Source organism: Curtobacterium pomorum, from assembly GCF_044497295.1.
Classification (GTDB): Bacteria; Actinomycetota; Actinomycetes; order Actinomycetales; family Microbacteriaceae; genus Curtobacterium.
In genome coordinates this window covers 3,754,200-3,768,287 of the sequence record NZ_CP172409.1, presented here as the reverse complement: position 1 = coordinate 3,768,287, position 14,088 = coordinate 3,754,200, and the positions used below count along the sequence as shown (strand labels likewise).

Annotated in this window: 15 protein-coding genes; 10 read left to right on the top strand and 5 right to left on the bottom strand. The window is 71.8% G+C overall.

The features are described from left to right. Positions 1 to 5 precede the first annotated feature (5 nt). Positions 6 to 761, bottom strand: coding sequence for an SDR family NAD(P)-dependent oxidoreductase (locus ACGH48_RS18085; RefSeq protein WP_396289606.1), 756 nt, complete (start codon positions 759 to 761; stop codon positions 6 to 8). Between the two features lie 35 nt (positions 762 to 796). Here ACGH48_RS18085 and ACGH48_RS18080 point away from each other — a divergent pair, with 35 nt between their 5' ends. Continuing rightward, positions 797 to 1,609 carry a putative RNA methyltransferase gene (locus ACGH48_RS18080; RefSeq protein ID WP_396289605.1) on the top strand — a complete coding sequence of 271 codons (813 nt, stop codon included), beginning with the start codon at positions 797 to 799 and terminating at the stop codon, positions 1,607 to 1,609. 13 nt (positions 1,610 to 1,622) lie between these two features. On the opposite strand, the gene ACGH48_RS18075 is transcribed toward ACGH48_RS18080, so the two are convergent. Together ACGH48_RS18075 and ACGH48_RS18070 are read right to left on the bottom strand one after the other, a co-directional pair. After that, the gene (locus ACGH48_RS18075; RefSeq protein WP_396289604.1) at positions 1,623 to 2,156 is read right to left on the bottom strand and encodes a hypothetical protein; all 534 of its coding nucleotides are present in this window, start codon (positions 2,154 to 2,156) and stop codon (positions 1,623 to 1,625) included. A 97-nt stretch (positions 2,157 to 2,253) separates the two neighbouring features. Beyond that, on the bottom strand, positions 2,254 to 2,673 hold the full coding sequence (locus tag ACGH48_RS18070; RefSeq protein ID WP_123311587.1) for a VOC family protein: 420 nt from the start codon (positions 2,671 to 2,673) through the stop codon (positions 2,254 to 2,256). A gap of 62 nt (positions 2,674 to 2,735) precedes the next feature. Between ACGH48_RS18070 and ACGH48_RS18065 the strand changes: the two genes are divergently transcribed. From ACGH48_RS18065 to kdpC, 6 genes are all read left to right on the top strand, one after another. Continuing rightward, positions 2,736 to 3,692: a helix-turn-helix transcriptional regulator gene (locus ACGH48_RS18065; RefSeq protein ID WP_396289603.1), complete on the top strand. Its 957-nt coding sequence runs from the start codon at positions 2,736 to 2,738 to the stop codon at positions 3,690 to 3,692. Positions 3,693 to 3,753: 61 nt separating this feature from the next. After that, positions 3,754 to 3,924 carry a hypothetical protein gene (locus ACGH48_RS18060; RefSeq protein WP_181437361.1) on the top strand — a complete coding sequence of 57 codons (171 nt, stop codon included), beginning with the start codon at positions 3,754 to 3,756 and terminating at the stop codon, positions 3,922 to 3,924. Then, positions 3,921 to 4,010: a potassium-transporting ATPase subunit F gene (locus tag ACGH48_RS18055; RefSeq protein ID WP_017887940.1), complete on the top strand. Its 90-nt coding sequence runs from the start codon at positions 3,921 to 3,923 to the stop codon at positions 4,008 to 4,010. Before ACGH48_RS18060 ends, ACGH48_RS18055 begins: the two co-directional genes overlap by 4 nt. A gap of 14 nt (positions 4,011 to 4,024) precedes the next feature. Continuing rightward, complete coding sequence (gene kdpA / locus ACGH48_RS18050; RefSeq protein WP_396289602.1) at positions 4,025 to 5,707, top strand: potassium-transporting ATPase subunit KdpA; 1,683 nt, start codon at positions 4,025 to 4,027, stop codon at positions 5,705 to 5,707. After that, entirely contained in the window at positions 5,704 to 7,797 is a 2,094-nt protein-coding gene (gene kdpB / locus ACGH48_RS18045; RefSeq protein WP_396289601.1) for a potassium-transporting ATPase subunit KdpB, read from the top strand. The genes kdpA and kdpB overlap by 4 nt, the downstream gene beginning before the upstream one ends. A 2-nt stretch (positions 7,798 to 7,799) precedes the next feature. After that, positions 7,800 to 8,402 (top strand): K(+)-transporting ATPase subunit C, encoded by a 603-nt coding sequence (gene kdpC, locus ACGH48_RS18040; protein WP_396289600.1) that lies wholly within the window; start codon positions 7,800 to 7,802, stop codon positions 8,400 to 8,402. A gap of 8 nt (positions 8,403 to 8,410) precedes the next feature. Here the strand turns inward: kdpC and ACGH48_RS18035 are convergent, their stop codons facing one another. Then, the gene (locus ACGH48_RS18035) at positions 8,411 to 9,175 is read right to left on the bottom strand and encodes an Abi family protein (RefSeq protein ID WP_396289599.1); all 765 of its coding nucleotides are present in this window, start codon (positions 9,173 to 9,175) and stop codon (positions 8,411 to 8,413) included. 233 nt (positions 9,176 to 9,408) lie between these two features. On the opposite strand from ACGH48_RS18035, the gene ACGH48_RS18030 reads away from it, so the two are divergent. The 3 genes from ACGH48_RS18030 (at position 9,409) to ACGH48_RS18020 (ending at position 13,185) form a co-directional block, all read left to right on the top strand. Continuing rightward, entirely contained in the window at positions 9,409 to 11,901 is a 2,493-nt protein-coding gene (locus tag ACGH48_RS18030; RefSeq protein WP_396289598.1) for an ATP-binding protein, read from the top strand. Beyond that, complete coding sequence (locus tag ACGH48_RS18025) at positions 11,898 to 12,587, top strand: response regulator transcription factor (protein WP_340197836.1); 690 nt, start codon at positions 11,898 to 11,900, stop codon at positions 12,585 to 12,587. Before ACGH48_RS18030 ends, ACGH48_RS18025 begins: the two co-directional genes overlap by 4 nt. A gap of 103 nt (positions 12,588 to 12,690) precedes the next feature. Beyond that, positions 12,691 to 13,185 (top strand): helix-turn-helix domain-containing protein, encoded by a 495-nt coding sequence (locus tag ACGH48_RS18020; RefSeq protein WP_396289597.1) that lies wholly within the window; start codon positions 12,691 to 12,693, stop codon positions 13,183 to 13,185. Here the strand turns inward: ACGH48_RS18020 and ACGH48_RS18015 are convergent. Further along, positions 13,169 to 14,014, bottom strand: coding sequence for a LuxR C-terminal-related transcriptional regulator (locus tag ACGH48_RS18015; protein ID WP_123311607.1), 846 nt, complete (start codon positions 14,012 to 14,014; stop codon positions 13,169 to 13,171). The genes ACGH48_RS18020 and ACGH48_RS18015 overlap by 17 nt on opposite strands. Positions 14,015 to 14,088: the final 74 nt, after the last annotated feature.

The following is a 14,088-nucleotide window of genomic DNA, read 5'->3' as shown; positions in this document are numbered from 1 at the left end:
AGGACCTAGTGGACCGAGAACCCGCCGTCGACCGCGATCGACTGCCCCGTGACGTAGGCCGACCCGGGGCCGGCGAGGAACACCGCCGCCGCCGCGAAGTCCGACGCCAGGCCGTTCCGCCCGACCAGCGTCCGTGCCGCGAGTGCCGACACCGCCGCGGGGTCGGCGCTGAGCCGCTCGTTGAGCGGGGTGCGCACGAAACCGGGGACGAGGACGTTGGAGGTGACCCCCTGCGCGGACCAGGCTTCTGCCTGGGACCGGGCCAGTGCCTCCAGACCGGCCTTGGAGACCCCGTACGCGCCGCTGGCGGCGAAGGGGCGGTGGGCCTGCTGCGAACTGATCGACACGATGCGGCCGTACCCGCGTGCCGCCATGCCGGGCGCGAGCCGCTGCCCGAGCACGAACGGCGCGTCGAGGTTGACGGCCATCGTGGCGTCCCAGGTGGCCTCGTCGAGATCGGCCATCGGAGGCCGCAGGTTGATCCCGGCCGAGTTCACGAGGACGTCGACGTCGCCAGCCGCATCGGCGAGTGCGTGTGCTCCGGCGCGTGTGGACAGGTCCGCGACGATGCTGTCGGCCGAGCCGCCAGCGGCACGGATGGCATCGACCGTCGCATCGATGGTGGACCGTGTCCGAGCTGCGACGAGCACGTGCGCGCCCGCGTCCGCCAGGGCGACCGCGATGGCCTGTCCGATGCCGGAACTGCCTCCCGTCACCAGGGCGGTGCGTCCGTCGAGACCGAAGAGCTGCTGCAGCGACATCCGGCCAGGCTAGCGAGGCCCCGTACGCTGGGCCGGTGCGTGACGACCTGCTGCCGATGCTCGCCTGCCCCGTGTGCGCCGAGCCGCTCGGCCGGGTCGACGGTGGCCAGGTCGGCTGCGCGACCGGGCACCGGTTCGACGAGGCGAAGCAGGGCCACCTGACGCTCCTGCCGGCGAAGCGTCGGGCGCTCACCGCGGACACCCCGGAGATGGTCGACGCCCGGCTGCGGTTCCTGGGGCGGGGCCACTACGCGCCCGTCGAGCGGGCGCTCGCCGCGGTCGTCGCCGAGGCGACGGCGCCCGGCATCGTGCTCGACGTCGGCTCCGGTCCGGGGACGTACCTGGCGCATGCGCTGCGCGCGGCGGACGGGAGGCTCGGGGTCGCGTTGGACTTGTCGGCGATCGCGATCCGACGGGCGGCCCGCGTCCACGATCGTGCCGGAGCCGTCGTCGGGGACGTGACCGAGCGCCTCCCGGTCGTCGACGGTGCCGCCGCGGTCGTGCTGGACGTCTTCGCGCCGCGCAACCAGACGGAGTACGCGCGGGTGCTGCACCCCGAGGGTCTCCTCGTGGTGGTGACCCCGCGCACCGGACACCTGGCGGAGCTGGCCGAGGCGACCATCACGGTGGATCCCGAGAAGGAGCGGCGGCTGCACGACTCGCTCACGCCGTCGTTCGTGCTGCGGTCCTCCGAGGACCTGACGTGGACGATGGACCTGTCCGCCGAGGACGTCCACGACGTGGTGCACATGGGGCCGAGCCACCACCACGTCGACCCGGAGCAGGTGTTCGCACCGACGAGCGTGACCGCGGCCGTGACGGTGAGTACGTGGAGCCGCGCGGGCTGATCCCCCGACCGGGTCAGCGCTCGGCCACGTCCCGCGGACTGCCCTGTTCGGCCCGCCGGAGCGCGGTGTGGGCCCGCCCGCGCGCACGGTCGACCGCGATCCCGATCCGGGCGAGCAGCAGCACGGCGCCGACGCCCCCGGCTCCGATCGGCGTCACGAACAGGCCGAGGTCGATCCCGGGCATCCGCCACCAGTCGATCGACCAGGCGGCGACGAGAGCGAACGCCAGCAGCAGTCCGGCTCGCCACCACCAGCGCCCCGGCAGCCGTCCGACGCCGAGCGCAGCCAGTGCCAGGAGCGCCCAGCACCCCTCCGGCGCGAAGGACCGCGGGTCGTTCGTCCCGCAGGTGGACACGGCGCACTCCCACTCGACCTGGTCGGCCACGCCGGCGTACCAGTGGAACAGCAGCGCGGCAGCGACGACGGCGACGAGTGCGACCGGTGGCCCGATCCAGCGCCACACGCGGCCGAGCCGGGAGCGGCGTCGGCGTGCGGCCACCCATCCGTCCCCGAGCTCGTAGCCGGGCATCGGACGGAACTCGGGCATGCCAGCACGCTACCGGCGGCCGGTTTCCGTGTGGAAGCGGTTCACAAACGTCCGAGCGTCGGTGCGGCCCGGGACCGTCCCGGCCCGCACCGCCGCGTCACTCGGTCGGCGCCGCGACGTCGAGCTGCCAGACCACGCCGAACCGGTCGCGGAGCTGCCCCGCGAGTGGCGCCCAGGCCGAAGGGGCGAGCGGCTGCCGGATCTCGGCGCCCTCGGACAGCACGGCCCAGTACCGCTCGATCTCGGCGGCGTCGTCCCCGTGCACGAAAACGTAGAAGGCGTTCGATCCCTGGTCGTAGGGCTGACCGGGCCAGACGTCGAAGGCCATGACCCGGAACCCGGCGTCGGTGGCGACCTGGCCGAAGACGACCCGGTCGGCCCAGGCGGGATCGTCGAGGGCGCCCATCTGCCCGTAGGTGGCGGCGGTGACCTCGCCGCCGAAGACCGATGCGTAGAAGTCGAGGGCCTCGCGGGCGTTGCCGTCGAAGTTGAGGTGGGTTGTCGTTTCGATGCTCATGGAACGAGGATGACCGGCAATGCGGTCAGATCATGTCCGCTTCTCGGACGAAGATGATCGACATGGCCGGACCCTCCTCGCGCATGCTCGCGCTGCTGTCGTTGTTGCAGGTGCACCGCGACTGGCCGGGCGACGAGCTCGCCGGACGCCTCGAGGTCAGCCCCCGCACGGTCCGCCGCGACGTCGACCGCCTCCGCGAGCTCGGGTACCGGGTCGAAGCGCTGCGCGGTCCCGCCGGCGGGTACCGGCTCGCAGCGGGCTCCGACCTGCCGCCGCTGCTCTTCGACGACGACCAGGCCGTGGCGATCGCCCTGGCGCTCGCCGTCGCACCCGCCTCCGGAGCGGACATCGCGGAGTCAGCCGCCCGCGCGCTCGCGACGGTCCGGCAGGTCATGCCCGCGCGGCTCCGGTCGCGGGTCGACGCGGTGCAGGCCGTGACGACGTCCGGCCGGACCCGCACCGACCCGGACGTGCTCGTCGCCGTGAGCGAGGCGGTGCACCTGCACGAGGTCCTCCGCTTCACGTACGCGGGCGACGACGACCTGCACCCTCCCCGCCGCGTCGAACCGCACGCCGTCGTCGCGCGGAACGGCCGCTGGTACCTGCTCGGCTGGGACCTCGACCGCGGCGACTGGCGCACGCACCGCATCGACCGGATCACCCCGCGGATGCGCACCCGGGTCCCGTTCACGCCGCGACCCGTCCCCGGCGGCGACCCCGTGGCCTTCGTGTCGGCGCGGTTCAAGGGATCGGCGCAGGCAGACGTGTGGCCGTGCACCGGCTCGGTGACGATGACGGCCGCCGACGCCCGGACCGTCACGCCGTACCTGCCCGAGGACGCCGTCGTCGAGTCCCTGCCCGACGAGCGGAGTCGGGTCACGCTCGGTTCGTGGTCCTGGCCGGGGCTCGCCGGAGCGTTCGCGGGGTTCGCGGTCGACTTCGTCGTCGAGGGTCCGGACGACCTCCGTGACGCCACCGTCGCGTCGGCAGCTCGACTCCGGGCGGCGAGCGCGCGTTAGCGGGGCGCATGCGTCCGCCAGGGCGGCGTGAGGAAACCGTTAGGAGCGACCGGGAGGCCCGGTGCAGGACCCAGCATCGGTCTCGGCACCACACGTGGTGCCGTCCGCGTCGCCCGGCGCGGACACCGCAGACCTTCTGGAGTCCCTCGTGTTCGACGTGTTCGTCGTCGCCGGTGTCCTCGCCGTGTTCGGCGTGGTGGCACTGATCGCCAAGGGGGTGGAACGGCTGTGATCGGCATCACCATCGCGGCCGCCGTCCTCGGCATCGCCGCAGTCGTGTACCTCGTCTGGGCGCTCGTGCGTCCGGAGCGGTTCTAGTGGGCGCCGTGGGCGTGGGCGCCGCTGACGTCTGGGCGGGGATCGTCCAGGTCGCCACGCTCGTCCTGCTGCTCGTCGTCGCCTACCGCCCGCTCGGCGACTGGATGGCGAAGGTCTTCACACCCGTCCGGCACAACCGCGTCGAGCGCGGGGTCTACCGGCTGATCGGGGTCGACCCGGACGCCGAACAGTCGTGGCCCGTGTACCTGCGCGGCGTCCTGCTCTTCAGCGTCGTCGGGCTCCTGCTCGTCTACCTGCTGCAGCGCGTCCAGGTGGTGCTGCCCGGCGACCTCGGCCTGCCGGCCGTGGGCCCGTCGCTCGCGTTCAACACCGCGGCGTCGTTCGTCGCGAACACGAACTGGCAGTCGTACTCACCCGAGGTGACCGTCGGGTACAGCGTGCAGATGGCCGGCCTCGCGGTGCAGAACTTCCTGTCCGCCGCCGTCGGCCTCGCCGTCGCCGTCGCCCTGGTGCGCGGGTTCGCCCGCCGCAAGTCCGGCACCCTCGGCAACGTGTGGGTGGACGTCGTCCGCGGTGTCGGTCGCCTGCTGCTGCCCGGTGCGTTCGTGTTCGCGATCGTGCTCGTCGCCGGCGGTGTCATCCAGTCGTGGGGGAGCGGCACCGACGTCACCACGCTCATCGGTGGCACGCAGCACATCCCCGACGGGTTCGTCGCCTCGCAGGAGGCGATCAAGGAACTCGGCACGAACGGCGGTGGCTACTTCAACGCCAACTCGGCGCACCCGTTCGAGAACCCGCAGGCGTGGACGAACCTGGTCGAGGTCTTCCTGATGCTCGTCATCCCGTTCTCGCTGCCCCGAACGTTCGGACGGCTCGTCGGTGACGACCGCCAGGGCTACGCGATCCTCGCTGTGATGGGCGCGATCTTCCTCGTGTCCCTGTCGGTGATGTCGATCGCCGAGCTCGGCGGCGGCGGACTCGCGACGCACGCGGCCGGAGCGGCGATGGAGGGCAAGGAGACCCGGTTCGGGATCCTCGGCACCACCCTGTTCGGCACGACGTCGACCGCGACCTCGACCGGTGCGGTGAACGGCATGTTCGACAGCTTCACCCCGATCGGCGGGATGATGGCGATGCTGAACATGATGCTCGGCGAGGTCACCCCGGGCGGTGTCGGCTCCGGCCTGTACGGCATGCTCGTGCTCGCCGTCATCACGGTGTTCATCGGCGGCCTGCTCGTCGGCCGGACGCCGGAGTACCTCGGCAAGAAGATCCGGGCCAAGGAGATGACCTTCGCGGCGCTGTACATCCTGGTGACGCCGACCCTGGTGCTCCTCGCCACCGGGCTGTCCCTGGTCATCCCCGGCGTCCGCGAGCAGGTGCTCGGCACGTCGATCTTCAACCCCGGCAACCACGGGCTGTCCGAGCTGCTCTACGCATTCACCTCGGGCGCGAACAACAACGGTTCGGCCTTCGGCGGACTCACCGCGAACACCACGTGGATGAACTCCTCGCTCGGCGTCGTGATGCTGCTCGGCCGCTTCGTGCCGATGGTGTTCGTCCTGGCGCTCGCCGGGTCCCTCGCCGCCCAGGACCGAGTGCCGGAGACCGCCGGCACGCTGCCCACCCACCGCCCGCTGTTCATCGGGCTGCTCGGCGGCGTCGCCGTCATCGTCACCGCTCTCACCTACTTCCCGGTGCTCGCACTGGGCCCGCTCGCAGAAGGACTGTCATGACCGTGACCACCGAGCCGGAACCGCGCACCGCAGTGGAGCCGGCCACCCGCTCGTCCGCATTCGGACCCCGCCAACTGGTGGCGGGCCTCCCGGGCGCCCTGCGGAAACTCGATCCGCGACTCATGTGGCGGAACCCCGTCATGTTCATCGTCGAGGTCGGCGCAGCGCTGACGACGGCCGCCGCCGTCGTCGAGCCGTCCGCGTTCACCATCGCTATCGCCGTCTGGCTCTGGCTCACCGTCGTCTTCGCGAACCTGGCGGAGTCGGTCGCCGAGGGGCGGGGCAAGGCGCAGGCCGACACCCTGCGGAAGACCCGCTCGACCACGAGCGCCCGCCGGGTGCTCGGCTACGACCAGGCCGACGCTGCAGCGGTCGGCAACGAGACCGAGGAGGTGGCATCGGTCGACCTGGCCAAGGGCGACGTGGTGGTCGTGGTCGCCGGCGAGGTGATCCCGGGCGACGGCGACGTCATCGACGGCATCGCGTCCGTCGACGAGTCGGCCGTCACGGGTGAATCCGCACCGGTCATCCGCGAGTCCGGTGGCGACCGCAGTGCCGTCACCGGTGGCACCCGCGTGCTGTCGGACCGGATCATCGTGCGCATCACCTCGACCCCGGGCGAGACCTTCATCGACCGGATGATCCGCCTGGTCGAGGGCGCGGCACGGCAGAAGACGCCGAACGAGATCGCGCTGAACATCCTGCTCGCCTCGTTGTCGATCGTGTTCGTGATCGTCTGCCTGACGATGCAGCCCATCGCGGGACTCGTCGGTGCGACGGTCAGCGTGCCGGTGCTCATCGCCCTGCTCGTCTGCCTCATCCCGACCACCATCGGGGCCCTGCTCTCCGCGATCGGCATCGCCGGCATGGACCGGCTCGTGCAGCACAACGTGCTCGCGATGTCCGGCCGCGCGGTCGAGGCCGCCGGGGACATCACCACCCTGCTGCTCGACAAGACCGGGACGATCACGTACGGCAACCGTCGGGCGTCACGCGTCGTGCCGGTGCCGGGCGTGAGCGAGACCTCGCTGATGGAGGCAGCCGCGCTGTCGAGCGCCGCCGACGGGACGCCAGAAGGTCGCTCGATCGTGTCGCTCGCTGCCGACGCCGGGGTGACACCGGCACTGCCCGACGGCGCCGTCGAGGTGCCGTTCACGGCGCAGACGCGCATGTCCGGTCTGGACCTGCCGGACGGATCGCAGATCCGGAAGGGGGCCGCTGCTGCCGTACTGGCCTGGGCGGACACCCCCGACGCGGGTCTGGTGGCCGCGATCGACTCGACCGTGGCGGAGATCTCCGACCAGGGCGGGACGCCGCTCGTCGTCGGCCGCCGCTCCTCGGACGGCGCGGTCGCCCTGCTCGGCGTCGTGCACCTGAAGGACGTCGTCAAGGACGGCATGGCCGCACGGTTCGCCGAGCTCCGGTCGATGGGCATCCGCACGGTGATGATCACCGGTGACAACCCCCGCACCGCGGCCGCGATCGCGCACGAGGCCGGCGTCGACGACTTCCTCGCTGAGGCCACCCCGGAGGACAAGCTCGCGTACATCAAGCGCGAGCAGGAGGGCGGCAACCTCGTCGCCATGACCGGTGACGGCACCAACGACGCCCCGGCCCTGGCGCAGGCGGACGTCGGCGTCGCGATGAACACCGGCACGACGGCGGCGAAGGAGGCGGGCAACATGGTCGACCTCGACTCCGACCCGACCAAGCTCATCGACGTCGTCCGCATCGGCAAGCAGCTGCTCATCACCCGCGGGGCCCTGACCACCTTCTCCATCGCCAACGACGTCGCGAAGTACTTCGCGATCATCCCGGCGATGTTCCAGGCGGCGTTCCCGGGGCTCGCGGCGCTCAACATCATGGGGCTGCACAGCCCGTCGTCCGCGATCCTGTCGGCGGTCGTCTTCAACGCGCTGGTCATCGTGGCGCTCATCCCGCTGTCCCTGCGTGGCGTCAAGTACCGCGCGGCAGCAGCGTCGTCGATCCTCGGCCGCAACCTGCTCGTCTACGGGCTCGGCGGCGTGGTCGTCCCCTTCATCGGCATCAAACTGATCGACCTCGTGGTCGGTCTCATCCCGGGGTTCTAGTCATGGCATCTGCACGTTCCACCGTCCGTTCCGCCGGTGTGGCGATCCGCCTCACCCTGCTCGCCACCGTCGTGCTCGGCGTCGGCTACCCGCTCGCCGTCTGGGGGGTCGGCCAGGCGGCGTTCCACGACCAGGCCAACGGCTCGATGGTCAAGGACTCGTCCGGCACGGCCGTCGGTTCCTCGTTGATCGGGCAGTCGTTCACCGGCAAGCAGGCCGATCGCTGGTTCCAGTCGCGGCCGTCCGCCGCCGGCGAGGACGGGTACGACGCCGGGGCCTCGTCCGGCTCGAACCTCGGGCCGAACAACGCCGACCTGCTCAAGGCCGTCGAGGAGCGTCGTGCGGCGCTGGCGAAGGCCGACGGGGTCCCCGCCGCGCAGGTGCCGGCGGACGCGGTCACGGCGTCGGGCTCGGGGCTCGACCCGGACATCAGCCCGGCGTACGCGTCGCAGCAGGTCGCGCGGGTGGCCTCGGCGCGCGGCCTGTCGGTTGCTGACGTGCGGGCGCTCGTGGCCGAGCACACCGAGTCGCGGCAGCTCGGGTTCCTCGGCGAGCCCGTCGTGAACGTGTTGTCGCTGAACCTGGCGCTGGCGAAGCTGTCCTGACCGTGCGGTCACCTCGCCGCCCAGCTCGGCCGTCCGCCGATGCCGTCGATCAGATCGTCGTGCTCGTCGATCAACCGTCGAACGGCATCGGCGTGACGGTCGCACGGGCCGACGGTCTCGGCGAGGTGTGCGAGCAGTTCGAGGGAGTGCACCGGCGTGCGCTTCGGCAGCCCCTCGAGCCGAGCGACCAGGTGCGCGGGGGAGCGGAAGGTCGGCGGCGGGATCCGGAAGCTGCGGCCCCAGAGTCGCGTGTGGTGGGCGCAGCAGTTCCGGACGTGCGTGATGTGGTGCAGGCACGGGCGGAGCGTCGCAGGGGGCAAGCGGAATGCTTCCGCCATCTCGTCCCGAGCGGCGGGTTCCAACCCGCAGGTGAGGCGGGACAGTTCACCGAGGCTGAGCTCCTCGGCGAGCATCCCGAACGGCACCCGTTCGAAGCGCCGCTCCTGCCACGCCGAACGGATGGCGGGATCTGCCGTTCGGTCGAGCGCCGCCCGAGCATGTCGGAGGAGCGCACGGTGATCGAACGTGTCACGGAACGCCCGACGGTCGAGGTACCAGTGCGATCCGAATCGAGCTGCGCCCAGTGCGTCCAGATGGCCACGCAGGGCGAGCTCGATGCGCTCGGACAGACCGAGGGTGACGGAGCGGAGCGCACTGTCGAAATCGTGCACTCTCCGGACCGAGGCGTCGGAAGGGTCGAGACCTCGTTCGCGCAGTGCTTGGCGGAACTGCGCTGCGCGGTAGCGCGAGATTGCGGCCGAGGCGTCCTGCATCGAGAGGCTCCGAGATCGAGGGAACTGATGATCTCGGGCAAGCCGGCAGCAACTACAGCGTGGGGAACGAACGTGAGCGGTGAAGAACTCCGTCCCGCGTCCGAGACGGACGCGGGACGGGACAGTCCCACCCGATTTGAGGAAGCCGAGGCTCGAGCCTTGGTGGGAACGGTTACGAGGAGAATATCAGTCGACCGGCTGCCCCGCAACAGCGGACGCGAGAGGATGAGCACGTGAAGCGCGGCAAGCTGCGGGTCCTGCTCGGTGCCGCACCGGGCGTCGGCAAGACGTTCACCATGCTCGAAGAGGGCCGCCGGCTGCTCGACGAGGGCCGTGACGTCGTCGTCGCCGTCGTCGAGACGCACGAACGCGCCGCCACCGCCGCCCTCGTCACCGGACTCGAAGTGGTGCCCCGCCGCTCGGTCGCGCACCGTGGTGTGGAGCTCGACGACCTCGACCTCGACGCCGTCATCGCCCGGGCGCCGGAGGTCGCCCTCGTCGACGAACTCGCCCACACGAACGCCCCCGGCAGTGCGAACGAGAAGCGCTGGCAGGACGTCGAGGCCCTGCGTGACGCCGGCATCGACGTCATCTCGACGGTGAACGTGCAGCACATGCAGTCCCTCGGCGACGTGGTGCGGGAGATCACCGGCACCGTGCAGCGCGAGACCGTCCCCGACGCCGTGGTGCGCGCGGCCGACCAGATCGAGGTCGTCGACCTGGCCCCGGCTGCCCTGCGCGAGCGGCTGTCCGACGGACTCGTGTACCCGGCTGCCCGGATCGATGCGGCGCTGTCGAACTACTTCCGGCTCGGCAACCTGACGGCACTGCGCGAGATCGCGCTGCTCTGGCTGGCGGACGAGGTCGACGACGCGCTCAAGGCCTACCGCGCCGAACACGGCATCGAGCACCGCTGGGAGACCCGGGAACGGGTGCTGGTCGCCCTGACCGGCGGGCCCGAGGGCGAGACCCTGCTCCGTCGCGGTGCCCGTATCGCCGCCCGCAGTGCCGGGGGTGAACTCGCGGCCGTACACGTGACGACGAACGACGGTCTGCGCGTGCGGCACCCGGGGGCGCTCGGCAAGCAGCGGACCCTGCTCGAGCAGCTCGGCGGCACGTACCACCAGGTCGTCGGCGACGACGTGCCGTCGACCCTCGTGCGGTTCGCGCGGTCGATCGACGCGACCCAGATCGTCATCGGCGTCAGCCGACGCAGTCGGCTCGCCGCGGCACTGACCGGTCCGGGGATCGGCAACACGGTGATCCGGGAGTCCGGCGACATCGACGTGCACGTCGTCACCCACGAGCGTGCCGGCGGCGGGATCACCCTGCCGAAGCTCGGTGGCAGCCTGTCGCGCGGGCGGGTCATCGCCGCCTTCGTGCTGTCGGTCCTGGTCGGCCCCCTGCTCACCTGGGCGCTGTCGATCGGCAGCGACCCCGACGCCATCACCGTCGACGTGCTGGCGTACCAGTTGCTCGTGCTCGTCGTGGCGCTCGTCGGTGGGATGTGGCCGGCGGTGTTCGCGGCGGTGCTGTCCGGGCTGAGCCTCGACTACTTCTTCGTGCAACCCCTCTACATGGTCACCGTCCAGCAGCCGTGGCACCTGTTCGCCCTGGTCATGTACGTGATCAGTGCGGTGCTGGTCAGCTTCGTGGTCGACCGGTCCGCGCGTCGATCGCGTGCCGCCCGCCGCGCCTCGGCCGAGTCCGGGCTCCTGATGGGCATCGCCGGCAGCGTGCTCCGTGGTGACGACGCCCTGCAGGCACTGCTCGACCGCACCCGTGAGGCCTTCGGCTTCGCCGGCGTCCGGATCCGCCAGGGTGACGAGGTGCCGGCCACCTCCGGCGAGTTCGGCGCGACGCCGGACGCGTCCACGACGCTGGCGTCCGGCGCCGTGCTCGAGTTCGCGGGGGCGCCCGACGACCCGACCCAGCGCCGGCTGCTGCGGGTCGTCGAGCAACAGCTCGACGCCGCCGTCGAGCACCGCGAGCTGACCCGCACGGCCGTCGGCGCCGAACGCATCGCCGCCGCCGACCGGGTCCGCAGCGCCCTGCTCGCGGCCGTCGGCCACGACGTGCGTCGGCCGATCGCGGCCGCCTCAGCCGCCGTCCAGTCGTTGCGTGCGTTGGACGTCGACCTGTCACGGGCCGACCGGGAGGCGCTGCTCGCGACCGCCGACGAGAGCCTCGGTCAACTGGCGGTGCTGTTGGCGGACCTGTTGGACGTCAGCCGCGTGCAGGCGGGTGTGCTCGCGGTCACCCCCGCATCGATCGCGCTCGAGACGGTGGTCGCGCCGGCGCTCGACGAGCTGGAACTCGGTCCGGACGACGTCGACCTCAACCTGCCGGCGGAGCTGCCCCCGGTCCTCGCGGACCCGGTCCTGCTGCAGCGGGTCGTCGTGAACGTGCTCGCGAACGCCGTCCGGTACGCCCCGAACGGCACCCGCGTCCGCGTTGCGGCGAGCGCCTTCGGGGGCGGGGTCGAGCTCCGGATCGCCGACCACGGTCCGGGCATCCCGTCCGACCGGGTCGACGAGGTCTTCCAGCCGTTCCAACGCCTGGGCGACACCGACAACGAGACGGGCCTCGGCCTGGGGCTGGCGCTGGCTCGCGGGTTCACCGAGGGCATGGGCGGCACGATCGAGGTCGACGACACCCCGGGCGGTGGACTCACCGTGGTGGTGCGGCTGCCGATCGCCGGGCACGTGGGAGTGGAGCTCCGATGAAGGTGTTGATCGCCGACGACGACGCACAGCTCGTCCGAGCGCTCTCCGTGACGCTCGCCGCCCGCGGGTACGACGTCGTGACGGCGAAGGACGGCCGCGCTGCGATCGACGCCGTCATCACCGAACGTCCCGACCTGGTGCTGCTCGACCTCGGGATGCCCCGGCTCGACGGCATCGGTGTCCTCGAGGGCATCCGGGGCTGGTCGCAGGTGCCGGTGCTGGTGCTGTCCGGACGGACGGACTCGTCCGACAAGGTCGACGCACTCGACGCCGGCGCCGACGACTACGTGACGAAGCCGTTCCAGATGGACGAACTGCTGGCGCGGTTGCGAGCCCTCGGGCGGCGACGGGCACCGGCCGGCGTCGACACCGCGCCGACGATCCGCATCGGGGACCTCGTCGTGGACCTCGTCGCGAAGCAGGTGACGCCGGGGAGCGGCCCCGCGATCCGCCTGACCCCCACCGAGTGGCGCCTGCTCGAGGTCCTGGTCACGAACCCCGACCGCCTGATGACCCGCGAGATGCTCCTGACCGAGGTCTGGGGGCCGACGCACGGCAACGACTCCGGGTACCTGCGGCTGTACATGGCGCAGCTGCGGCGGAAGCTCGAGCCCGACCCGGCGCACCCGCGCTACCTGGTCACGGAGTCCGGCATGGGTTACCGCTTCGCGCCGGGAGGGCAGTGACGAAGGCAGGGAGACCGCTGTCGGGTGGCTGGCGGGTCGCTGTCGTGCAGGTGTCGGGTCCGTGTCGTGGTGCGTCGTTCCGCGGAACCCTAGTGTTCGGGACATGAACGAGATGCGGATCGGGGAGCTCCGGCGACTGCGCGGGTGGACCCAGGAACGACTGGCCGAGGCGAGCGGCCTCGCGGTGCGGACGGTGCAGCGGATGGAGAGCGGCAACGACGCGAGCCTGGAGTCGCTGTCGTCGGTGGCCGCGGCACTCGAAGTGCCCGTGCGCGACCTGTTCGTCACTGAGGAGCGAGAGTCCCTCGAGCCCGGGGTGCGCGGCCTCGACGAGCGTGCGGAGCTGCAGCAGGTGCAGCGTGACTCGGCGACTCGGGGGTGGCAGTACCTGTACTCGGGCGTGGGCATCGTCGTGACGCTCGGCACCATCGCCCTCATCGGCGCGGGGATCTGGAGCGGCATCGCGATCCTCGTGATCCCCGTCTACTGGGCTGCCGGCAGACTGCTCTCGCAGTTCCTGATGGCGACCGTCGTCGAACCCTCGCTCGACCGCCGGTACCCGCTGTCACGGTCGCGGCGGATCACGCCCGGGAACTGAAGGCGGCGAGCTCGGCACGGGTGCGGGCGCCGTGCTTCCGGAGCAGGTTCGCCACGTGGTACTTCACGGTGTTCACGCTGATGCCCAGGCCCTCGGCGATCTCACGGTTGCCGACGCCCGTCGCGAGCAGCCGCAGCACGTCGCGCTCCCGCGGGGTGAGGTCGTCGTCCGCGACCGAGTCCACCTCGGTCGGTGACGGGTCGAGGGGCAGCGAGATGTCGAGCACGGAGCCCCAGTCGGGTGTGCTCGACACCTGGACGCGGCCGTCGAGGGTGACGACGCGCTCCGCGATCGGCCGCATGGCGTCGTCGTGCACGTCGAGCGTGCCGGACCCGTCGTCACGGAGCTGCATGAGCAGGTTCCGGCCGTCGCAGTCCCACTGGATGCGGACGCGCTTGGCCGCACCGCCGTCGACCAGGGCGAGCACGGCGGTCCGGACGATTGCCCGGGCCGCGTGGGCGACGTCGCCGGGCAGCGCACGGCCGGTCGTGGGCGGTTCGACGAACTGCACGTCGAGGTCACCGAACCGGACGAGCGGGCGCAGGTCGGCGCGCAGCCGTGAGAACGCTCCGGTGACCGGCTCGAGCAGGGTGCTGCGCTGGTGGTCGGTCTCGGTGCGCAGGTCGACGAGCGCGGCTGACGCGATCTCGACGGCCTCGGCCCGCGCGGCGGCGTCGGACACCCGCGGTGACCGGAGCACGGCGAGCACGGACTCGAGGGTGAGCGCCTGACGGTCCGCCTGCTCGGCGACCGTCCTGGCGTGTTCCGAGGCGGCGAGCCGACTGGCGGAGCCGCCACGGGCCTCCCGGTCCGTTCCCGATGCGTCCATGGGAGCCGAACCTACCTGTCCCACCCGTGCGAACGGGGCCACCCGATCGGGTGGGGAGCCTGCCGACGCGGGTA

Excerpts from the sequence above, each read along its gene's own strand:
- ACGH48_RS18085 (WP_396289606.1), bottom strand. The coding sequence starts at position 761 with ATGTCGCTGCAGCAGCTCTTCGGTCTCGACGGACGCACCGCCCTGGTG.
- ACGH48_RS18075 (WP_396289604.1), bottom strand. The coding sequence starts at position 2,156 with ATGCCCGAGTTCCGTCCGATGCCCGGCTACGAGCTCGGGGACGGATGG.
- ACGH48_RS18070 (WP_123311587.1), bottom strand. The coding sequence starts at position 2,673 with ATGAGCATCGAAACGACAACCCACCTCAACTTCGACGGCAACGCCCGC.
- ACGH48_RS18065 (WP_396289603.1), top strand. The coding sequence starts at position 2,736 with ATGGCCGGACCCTCCTCGCGCATGCTCGCGCTGCTGTCGTTGTTGCAG.
- kdpB (WP_396289601.1), top strand. The coding sequence starts at position 5,704 with ATGACCGTGACCACCGAGCCGGAACCGCGCACCGCAGTGGAGCCGGCC.
- kdpC (WP_396289600.1), top strand. The coding sequence starts at position 7,800 with ATGGCATCTGCACGTTCCACCGTCCGTTCCGCCGGTGTGGCGATCCGC.
- ACGH48_RS18035 (WP_396289599.1), bottom strand. The coding sequence starts at position 9,175 with ATGCAGGACGCCTCGGCCGCAATCTCGCGCTACCGCGCAGCGCAGTTC.
- ACGH48_RS18025 (WP_340197836.1), top strand. The coding sequence starts at position 11,898 with ATGAAGGTGTTGATCGCCGACGACGACGCACAGCTCGTCCGAGCGCTC.
- ACGH48_RS18020 (WP_396289597.1), top strand. The coding sequence starts at position 12,691 with ATGAACGAGATGCGGATCGGGGAGCTCCGGCGACTGCGCGGGTGGACC.
- ACGH48_RS18015 (WP_123311607.1), bottom strand. The coding sequence starts at position 14,014 with ATGGACGCATCGGGAACGGACCGGGAGGCCCGTGGCGGCTCCGCCAGT.